This window comes from Streptomyces sp. BV286 (genome assembly GCF_019090165.1).
Taxonomy (GTDB): Bacteria; Actinomycetota; Actinomycetes; order Streptomycetales; family Streptomycetaceae; genus Streptomyces.
Genome location: NZ_JAHRIB010000033.1, coordinates 1 through 9,267, shown reverse-complemented (window position 1 = coordinate 9,267; position 9,267 = coordinate 1). Strand labels below are relative to the sequence as shown.

7 protein-coding genes are annotated in these 9,267 nt (G+C 71.6%); 4 read left to right on the top strand and 3 right to left on the bottom strand.

The window, feature by feature from the left end; translation table 11 throughout:
• Both KUF83_RS05170 and KUF83_RS05165 read right to left on the bottom strand, forming a co-directional pair.
• Positions 1–1,087, bottom strand: a 1,087-nt coding sequence (locus KUF83_RS05170; protein ID WP_217453347.1) for a sigma-70 family RNA polymerase sigma factor, incomplete at its 3' end; no start/stop codon positions are given.
• Between the two features lie 420 nt (positions 1,088–1,507).
• Positions 1,508–2,287, bottom strand: coding sequence for a TetR/AcrR family transcriptional regulator (locus KUF83_RS05165; protein ID WP_217453346.1), 780 nt, complete (start codon positions 2,285–2,287; stop codon positions 1,508–1,510).
• 378 nt (positions 2,288–2,665) lie between these two features.
• Here KUF83_RS05165 and KUF83_RS05160 point away from each other — a divergent pair, with 378 nt between their 5' ends.
• The 3 genes from KUF83_RS05160 (at position 2,666) to KUF83_RS05150 (ending at position 6,706) form a co-directional block, all read left to right on the top strand.
• Positions 2,666–4,030 carry an NAD(P)/FAD-dependent oxidoreductase gene (locus KUF83_RS05160; RefSeq protein ID WP_217453345.1) on the top strand — a complete coding sequence of 455 codons (1,365 nt, stop codon included), beginning with the start codon at positions 2,666–2,668 and terminating at the stop codon, positions 4,028–4,030.
• Between the two features lie 124 nt (positions 4,031–4,154).
• Complete coding sequence (locus tag KUF83_RS05155; RefSeq protein WP_217453344.1) at positions 4,155–5,819, top strand: SpoIIE family protein phosphatase; 1,665 nt, start codon at positions 4,155–4,157, stop codon at positions 5,817–5,819.
• A gap of 56 nt (positions 5,820–5,875) precedes the next feature.
• A complete protein-coding gene (locus KUF83_RS05150; RefSeq protein ID WP_254643396.1) occupies positions 5,876–6,706 on the top strand; it encodes a class I SAM-dependent methyltransferase in 831 nt (276 codons plus the stop codon).
• 78 nt (positions 6,707–6,784) lie between these two features.
• Here the strand turns inward: KUF83_RS05150 and KUF83_RS05145 are convergent, their stop codons facing one another.
• Positions 6,785–8,068: an MFS transporter gene (locus tag KUF83_RS05145; RefSeq protein ID WP_308402916.1), complete on the bottom strand. Its 1,284-nt coding sequence runs from the start codon at positions 8,066–8,068 to the stop codon at positions 6,785–6,787.
• Positions 8,069–8,203: 135 nt separating this feature from the next.
• On the opposite strand from KUF83_RS05145, the gene KUF83_RS05140 reads away from it, so the two are divergent.
• Positions 8,204–8,752 (top strand): MarR family winged helix-turn-helix transcriptional regulator, encoded by a 549-nt coding sequence (locus tag KUF83_RS05140; RefSeq protein WP_217453343.1) that lies wholly within the window; start codon positions 8,204–8,206, stop codon positions 8,750–8,752.
• Positions 8,753–9,267 lie beyond the last annotated feature (515 nt).

Sequence of the window (9,267 nt, the reverse complement as noted above, 5' to 3'; positions counted from 1 at the left end):
CGGCCCCGCCGGCGATGAGGGCGGCCGCCTTCGCGTAGCCGGCGGCACCGAACCAGCCGATGACCGCGACCGGCACCACGGCGGGAATCCCGCTGGCGACCTCCTTGATCTGACCGGCGGCGAGCCGGCACTTGGCGCACTCCTCCAGGTGCTTGCGCAGCCCGCGCTCGGCACGCGTGCGCAGCCCGCCACGCGCGTACGCGCCGAGCCGGTCGGCGTAGCTCGCGCACTCCTCGTCCGTGGTGAGCGTGGCGCTCACATGCGCCTGGAGATAGGCCTGCTTGAGGCCCTCACGGGCCCGACTGGCCAGTACGCGCGTGCCGTTGGCGTCGAGCCCGAAGAGCGTGGCGACCTCGCTGGGCGACTCGTCCTCGACCTCGGTGTGCCACAGCACGGCCTGCCAGCGCTCCGGAAGCGACCGGAACGCCTGCATGGCCATCGACTGTTCGGCCTCGTGCATCGCGCGTACGTCCGCGCCCAGGTCGAGGCCCGCTCCGAAGGAGCCGGACGCGGTGTCGTCCGACATCTCGGCGCCGCGCGCGGCCTGTGCCGCGAACACGGCGAAGTCGTCGACCAGGTGCTCCCGCCGCGCCGACTTCGTCCAGCCCGCCGCGACGCGCCGTACGGTCGTCAGCAGGTAGGCGCGTACGGAGTGCTCGGGGCCGCTGCCGCCGCGTACGGCCTGGAGCATGCGGGCGAAGACCTCGGCCGTGAGGTCGTCCGCGGTGTGGGCGTCCCGGCAGCAGGTGCGGGCGTATCTGCGGACGGCGACCGCGTGGCGCCGGTACAGCTCCTCGTAGGCGGTGTCGTCGCCCGCGCGCATCCAGGCGATCAGGTCGGCGTCGGCGGGCGGCAGTTCGACCGGGGGAGGCAGCACACCGCTGTCGCGCCACTCACGCCGGTCGTACCGCTCGCGCTGGGGCGGAACGCTGGCTTCCGGTTCGGTGCCGCCGGCCGGTACGGCCTCGGGGGCCGTGGGCGGAGCGTCCCAGGAGGACCCTCCCTGGCCCGGCACCTGCGGCGACGGAGGACCGCCGGTCTCCGTGTCCCCGGTGCCGGGTGACTCGTCCCGACCGTCAACGCTCATTGCGGAAAGCCCCCGCCTGCACACTCGGACCCGAACACCGGGAAAGAGTGACACACGGACCCGTGGCTGTTACCCGGAGGAACGGCGCAACCACTCGTCCGAGGGAGTTTGCCGAATTGGCGAACTATCGTTCACCCGAACGGGGAAGCTTCAGCGGCCTTCCCCGGCAAGCTGGTTGGCGACGGGACCCGTGCCTGCAAGCCGGTTGGCGACGGGACCCGTGCCACGCCAGGGACGCAGGGACGGCACAGCCAGAGCTCGGCGACACGCACCCGGTCCGCCATCACCGACACGCGCCCGGCCGGTCCTCGCCGACGCGCATGCGCCCGGGGGCACTTGCCCCGCCCAGGAGCACGCGCACCCGGCCGGAAGCCACCGCGGCTCACGCCGCAACCGCTCCCGGCCGGAAGCACTCCCGGCTCAGGCCGGACGGGACCGCAGCCCCTCCAGCAGGATGTCCAGCAGTCGTGCCGAAGCCGCCGCCTGCTGGGCCGCGTCGGGCAGCGAGGGCGCCGCCGTGGCGATCACCAGCAGTACGTCCGACACCGTCACGTCCGGACGCAGCTCGCCCGCCTCCTGTGCCCGGTCCACGAGTCGGCCCACGACCTCCAGCAGCTGGGCCGCCCCGGCGTCGTCCTCGTCCACCACGGCCTCCCCGAGGGGGGCCGGACGCTCCACGAGCCGCAGCTCGGGCCCGGCGGGCTGGGACCGCTGCTGCGGCACCCGCGCCTCGTCGAAGACCGTGCCCTCGCCGCCCTCGTCGGCGACTCCCACCCGCAGCACCTGCGGCGGCAGCAGCCGCCCGGCACCCGAGGCCACCGACGTCCGCAGGAAGCGCGAGAGCGCCGACCACGGTTCGTCCTCGTGCCCGAGCGCGGAGCGCGCCTGGTCGGTCAGCCGGGAGGTCTCCTCCTCGGCTATGCGCCGGACCAGGACGTCCTTGCTCGGGAAGCGCCGGTACACCGTGCCGACGCCGACCCGCGCGCGCCGTGCCACGTCCTCCATGGGAGCGCCGTACCCCAGCTCGCCGAAGACCTCGCGGGCCGCGCGCAGTACGTGCTCCAGGTTGCGCTGTGCGTCCACTCGCAGTGGTGTGGTGCGCGATACATCCGCCGCGCGTCCGTTCCCCGCCACCGCGCCGACCGCGCCGCCCGTTGTGAGGGCGGACGCAGAAGTCCAATGAGTGTCCTGAATATGCATATGTGTTCCCCCGGTAATGACGTCTCCCCCCGGAGACTCTCCCCGCCATCGACAGCCGGAGTCAGCGGAACAGCCTTGGCCGTACGACCCCGCCGTACGGACCCGTCGAGCGAATCCCCCTACACCCCGATGACACACGAACATAGTTGAGTGGGGGTCAATTCAGAAGGGGGAGGTTCCGCACAGAGCGCCCCCCGATCGGAGTACGGGCCGGTTACGTCCCGGTTGCGCCCCCTACTGCCACCCCGCTCACACCCGCTGACCTGCGGTCCTTCCCCGCGCCCCGGCGAATCGCCTGCGTCCGCGTGTCTCGGGCGGGCGGTCACACAAATTGACGGGCCTGTGGACAAACGCCGGTCGCCGTTGCGTCATGGGTGAGTGAAGGAACGTGCGCGCATTCTCGTTGTCGGCGGCGGCTACGTCGGGATGTACACCGCCCTGCGTCTCCAGCGGAAGCTCAAACCGGAGCTCAGGCGGGGCGACGTGGAGATCGTCGTGGTCACCCCCGACCCGTACATGACCTATCAACCGTTCCTGCCGGAAGCGGCCGCGGGCTCGATCTCGCCGCGCCACGTCGTCGTGCCCCTGCGCCGCGTCCTGGACCAGTGCCGCGTCGTCATCGGCGAGGCCGAGTCCATCGACCACGCCAAGCGCACGGCCACCGTCGTCACCCTCGCCACCGAGGAGGAGGGCACCGGCCCCGACCAGATCTCGTACGACGAGCTGGTCCTGGCCCCCGGCTCCGTCTCGCGCACCCTTCCGATCCCCGGTCTCGCCGAGTACGCCATCGGCTTCAAGACCGTCGAGGAGGCCATCGGCCTGCGCAACCACGTCATCGAGCAGATGGACATCGCCTCCTCCACCCGCGACCCCGCCATCCGCGACGCCGCCCTGACCTTCGTCTTCGTGGGCGGCGGATACGCGGGAGTGGAGGCGCTCGGCGAGCTGGAGGACATGGCCCGCTACGCCTCGCGGTACTACCACAACGTCAAGGCCGACGACATGAAGTGGATCCTCGTCGAGGCCTCGAACCGCATCCTCCCCGAGGTCGGCGAGGAGATGGGCAGGTACACCGTCACCCAGCTGCGCCGCCGCAACATCGACGTGCGCCTGGAGACCCGCCTCGACTCGTGCTCCGACCGCGTCGCCGTCCTCAGCGACGGCGCCCGCTTCCCGACCCGGACGGTCGTGTGGACCGCAGGAGTGAAACCGCATCCGGTTCTCGCGGCCACCGACCTGCCGCTGAACGAACGCGGCCGCCTGAAGTGCACCGCCCAGCTGACCGTGGACGGCGCCACGCACGCGTGGGCCGCGGGCGACGCCGCCGCCGTACCCGACGTGACCGTGCCGGGGACCGGCGCGGAGACGGCCCCGAACGCCCAGCACGCCGTGCGCCAGGCCAGGGTCCTCGGCGACAACATCGCCCACTCCCTGCGCGGCGAGCCGCTGGAGACGTACGCGCACAAGTACGTGGGCTCGGTCGCCTCCCTGGGGCTGCACAAGGGCGTTGCGCACGTCTACGGGCGCAAACTGAAGGGTTACCCTGCCTGGTTCATGCACCGCGTGTACCACCTGAGCAGGGTGCCCACCTTCAACCGCAAGGCCCGCGTGCTCGCCGAATGGACCCTGTCGGGCCTCTTCAAGAGGGAGATCGTCTCCCTCGGTTCGCTCGAACACCCCCGTGCGGAGTTCGAACTCGCGGCCGGTGGAAAACCTCCTCGGGACCCGAAGGGGTCGTCCTGACCGGAGGCAGGAACTCCGTCCGCGGGGCCGGCGTCTGACGGATGTCGGTCCGGTCGGACACACTGGTCCACGACCATGGGCGGGCCGACCGCTCGCCCTTCGACCCCACGAGGCCTGTCCCACAGTGAACTTCACGCGCTGGAGCGCCCGGCTCCCCGGAACGCAGCGCCGCGCCGCAGCGCGGACCGACGGATCGCCGACCGCGCTCCCTTCGGAGGGCTCCGTGCCCGCGGCCCGCGCCGAGCGGCCGACCGCCGAGGACGCCCAGGCCGCGCCCGCCCCCGCCGTGGACGAGCTGCCGGTCCGCGAGGTCCTGGACCGCATCCCGGCCCTCGTCGCCCTCGTCCACGGCGCGGAGCACCGCCTCGCGTACGTGAACGACGCCTATGTGGCGGCCTTCGGCGTCCGCCCGGTCGGTGAGCCCGCGCGCGACGCGCTGCCGGAGCTGGCCGAGGTCGGCCTGCTGCCGCTCCTCGACCAGGTCCTGCGCAGCTCCAAGCCGCGTACGGTCAAGTCCCGCAAGGTCCCCGGCGGCCGCTCGTACACGTTCACGTGCACCCCCGTCCCCGTCGACGCTCCGGCCGCCCCCCAGGAGGGCGGCGTACTGATCTTCGCCGCGGACGTCACCGACCACGCCGAGGCCGCCGAGCGGCTGCGGGCCAGCGAGCGCCAGCAGCGCGAGACCGCCGTCACCCTCCAGCGCTCCCTGCTGCCCCAGGAGCTCGAAGAGCCGGACGACCTGCGGGTCGCCGCGACCTACCACCCCGGTGGCACGGAGACCGCGGTCGGCGGCGACTGGTACGACGTGATCACCCTCGGCGGCGGCCGTACCGCCCTCGTCATCGGCGACGTCATGGGCCGCGGGGTGCGCGCGGCGGCCGTCATGGGCCAGCTCCGCACGGCGGTCCGCGCGTACGCCCGCCTCGACCTGCCCCCGCACGAGGTCCTCCAGCTCCTCGACGGCCTCGCCATGGAGATCGACGCCAACCAGATCGCCACCTGCGTGTACGCGGTCCACGACCCGAACGAGGGCCGCCTGGTGTACGCCTCCGCCGGCCACCTCCCGATCCTCGTCCGCGACGAGAGCGGCACCGTCCTGCGTGCCGACGAGCCCACCGGGCCCCCGCTCGGCACGGGCGGCTGGATGCACTCCTCCGGCTCGGTGCCCCTCGGCCCCGGCTCCACGGCCGTGCTCTACACCGACGGCCTGGTCGAGCGCCGGGACGCGGACCTCGACGAGGGCATCGCCTCCCTGGCACAGGCGCTCGCCGGCGCCACGGGCACGCCCCAGGTGGTCTGCGACCGGCTGGTCCGCTCGGCGGGTGTGACGGCCGACCACGACGACGACGTGGCGGTCCTGGTCCTCCAGCACCCGGCACGTACGGGCCCCGACAGCGACCTCTTCCGCAACGCGGCCCTGGAGCTGCTCGGCGGCGTGGAAGCGGCTCCACGCGCGCGTGCGTTCGCCTCCGGCGTCCTCACCAGCTGGCGTTTCCCGCCCGACCTGCACGACCTCGGCGTGCTGGCCGCGAGCGAGCTCGTCGCCAACTCCCTCCAGCACGGCACCCCGCCGATGCGTCTGAGACTCCGCCGTACCGACCGCCGCCTGATCGTCGAGGTCACCGACGGCGACGACCACCTCCCGCGCCGCCGCCGCGCCGAGCCCGCCGACGAGTCCGGCAGGGGCATCTCGATCGTGGCCACCATCGCCTCGAACTGGGGCTCGCGCCGTACTCCCGGCGGTGGCAAGGCGGTGTGGTGCGAGTTCGCACTTCCGCGCACCACCTGACCCAGGAGCCGCGCGGCATCTGGTCAGTCACGCCCCGCGGTGCTAGTAGCTCACCCATGGCTAGCTCACCGCAGGCAGACGAAACGGGCTTTCAGCTCAAAGGCAGCGCTCCCGAGCGCTACGAGGAGTACAGCGCACCGATCATGGCGCCGTTCGTGGAGGCGCTGCTGGACGCCGTGGACCTGTGTCCCGGTCACCAGATCCTCGATCTCGCCGCCGGCACCGGCTTCGTGGCCCGCGCGGCCGCCGCCCGGGTCGGACCCACGGGCCACGTCGCGGCCGCCGACTTCAGCGAGGCGATGCTCAAGGTGGCCGCCGCCAAGGCGCCCCGCATGTACCCGGACATCGAGTTCACGGTGGCACCCGCCGACCGGCTCCCCCACCCGGACGGCAGCTTCGACGCCGTCCTGTGCCAGCAGGGCGTGCAGTTCTTCCCCGACCTGGGCGCGGCCCTCACCGAGGCGTCCAGGGTCCTGCGTCCCGGCGGCCGGTTCGCCGCCACGGCGTGGGCGCCCCGGGACCGCTCCCCGTACTTCGCCGTCCAGTCCCCGGTCGTCGCCGAGTACGGCGGCGCGGCGGCCGAGGCGTACTTCGCGTCGGCCTTCTCCTGCCCCGCCGAACGCCTCACGGCCGCTCTCACGGAGGCGGGCTTCCGCGAGGTGGTCAGCCACGAGGCGACCTTCGGCATCACCCTGCCCCCGCTCACCGACTTCGTCCGCGGCCACCTCACGGCCGTGCCCTGGGGCCAGGCGATCGAGGACGCCGGCGGCCCCGACCGCCTGGCCCAGGCCGCCGACGCGGTCGTGACGGCTCTCGCCGCCCACACGAACCCGGACGGCACGGCGACCGTCCCGTTCACGTCCGCCCTGGTGACGGCGGTCCGCTGACGCCACTGACCGGAAACACGAGACGGCCGTCACCCCATCCGTGGTGACGGCCGTCGTACGTGTTCGCGCGGGCCCCTGTCAGGCAGCGGCCTGAACGGGCTCCACCGGAGCCCCGCCGCGCACCACGACCCGGCTCTTCGCCAGCGAGGGCTGGTTCTGCACAGGAGTGAGATGCCGCCCCAGCCGCACCGCCAGGAACGTGATGCCCAGCGAGAACAGCAGGAACGTCACGATGTACGGACCCGGCAGCGAGGCACCCATCGGCCCGCCCACCGCCGGCCCGACCGCGAGGGCGAGCTGCTTCACCAGGGCGAAGGCGGAGTTGTACTGCCCGGCCATGCCGCTCGGCGCCAGATCCGCGACCAGCGGCGCCACGGTCGGCGACAGCATCGCCTCACCGAGCCCGAACAGCGCGTACGTCGACACGAACGCGGCCGTCGCCATCGCCTGGCTGCCGTGCCCGAGCCCCGCGTACCCGGCGGTCAGCCAGGCGAGCGCCCAGATCAGTCCCACCGCGCCGATCACCCGGGACCGCTTGCGCCGCTCGACGAACTTCAGCACGGCGAACTGCGCGACGACGATCATCGCGGTGTTCGCGGCGAGCGCCGTCCCGAGCGTGGACGTGGAGATCCCCGCCGCCTCGACGCCGTACGCGCTCAGCCCCGACTCGAACTGTCCGTAGCAGGCGAAGAACAGCACGAAGCCCAGCACACACAGCTGCACCATGGCGCGGTTGCCGAGCAACTGCTTCCAGCTGCCCCGGTCCTGCCCCGGCGCACCCTCGACCCTGGGCGCCCGCGGCATCCGTACGGTCGCCATGACCACCACGAGCAGCAGGAACATCGCCGCCTCGATGGAGAACAGCAGCGTGAACGAGCTCGCCTTCGAGGCGTCGACGAGGTGACCGCCGATGAGGCCGCCGACCCCGAGGCCGAGGTTCTGCAGGAAGAACTGCGTGGCGAAGGCCCGCGACCGGGTCTCGGCGCTCGAGAAGTCGACGATCATCGTCGCCAGCGCGGGCTGCATCACGGCCTGTCCGGCGCCGAGCGCGGCGGCCGACAGCAGGACGGCCGTCGAGCTGCTCGCCAGTCCCAGGCTCAGCGCTCCGGCGGCGGCGGTGAGCAGGGCGAGGACCAGCACCGGCAGCGGACCCCGCCGGACGATGGCCCGCCCGGCGAACGGCAGCACGACGAGCGCGGCCACGGCGAAGACGGCGAGCACGAGACCCGCCGTCATCGAACCGAGGTCCCGTACCTGCGCCACATAGACGTACAGATACGGGACGGTAAAGCCGAGCCCGAACGCGCTGAGTGCGTTGCCCACATGGATCCGGCGCATCTCCGCGCCCCTCGCCCTGGTCACTTTCACCTGCCTTGATCGAGAAGTCTTACGGTTGCCTCAGGAGTTAGAGGTGAAGACTTCGAAGCTAAAGTTCGAAGCTAAACAGTACATCTCGAAGGACTTCAACGCCAAGCGGGTGCGTGCCATACTGCGGCCATGGGTGACACCCCGGCCGTGAACGAGCCGACGCTGGACGAGCAGATCGCCGCCTACCAGCGCGAGTTCCAGGACCTCGACCCCCAGGTCGAGCAGATCGTCTCGGCGCTGGGCCGCCTCAACCGCCGTATGAACGTCGCCTACGGCCGCCAGACCGCCACCCTCGGGATCAGCAACGCCGAGTGGGAGGTCCTCAAGGCCCTCGTCCTGTCGGGATCGCCGTACCGCCTGGGTCCGAGCGAGCTGGCGAAGCGGCTCGGTCTCACCCCGGCGGCCATGACCCACCGGATTGACCGGATGGTGGCGGAGGGTCTCGTCACCCGTGAGCGCGACGAGTCCAACCGGGTCCGCGTGATCGTCGAGCTCACGGACGAGGGCCGCGAGAAGTGGCTGGAGGCCATGCGCCTGGCCACTGTCTTCGAGGAGGACCTGCTCCAGGACCTCTCACAGCAGGAGCGCGGAGTCCTCGGAGAGGTGCTGACCCGGCTGCTGCGCAGGGTGGAGGACGCCCAGCCGGACGCGGGCGGCCGGCTCACCGACCTTGACTGAGGCCTGAGTTGGGCTCATGCCACGACCCGGTCCGAGTACGGGCCAAGGGTTTGCCGGATGGCCGCCCGGGGGAGACTTGACACTCCCCTCGCAGATGCGTAGGGTTCTTCGAGTTGCCACGGAGCCGGAACGGTTCTGCGACAACATCTCCGCCGCAGATGCGGCACATCCAACCACCAGCACGATCTCCCAGCGGGATTCAATTCGGCGTGCCCGAATTGATTTCGATTTGGGGCCGACAGCTCCGATTAGGAACTGCCGAGAGGATCCGCTAACGTTTGGAACGTCGGAACGGCCCAACAGCCGCGAAGACACAGCACCAATCCCCGCTAACGCGGGGGAAGTTGACTGGAAGTCAGGCCCGAAAGGATCTGCTAGAGTCAACACCGCCGGAAAGGGAAACGCGAAAGCGGAAACCTGAAAGGCACCGAGGAAATCGGATCGGGAAACGGTCTGATAGAGTCGGAAACGCAAGACCGAAGGGAAGCGCCCGGAGGAAAGCCCGAGAGGGTGAG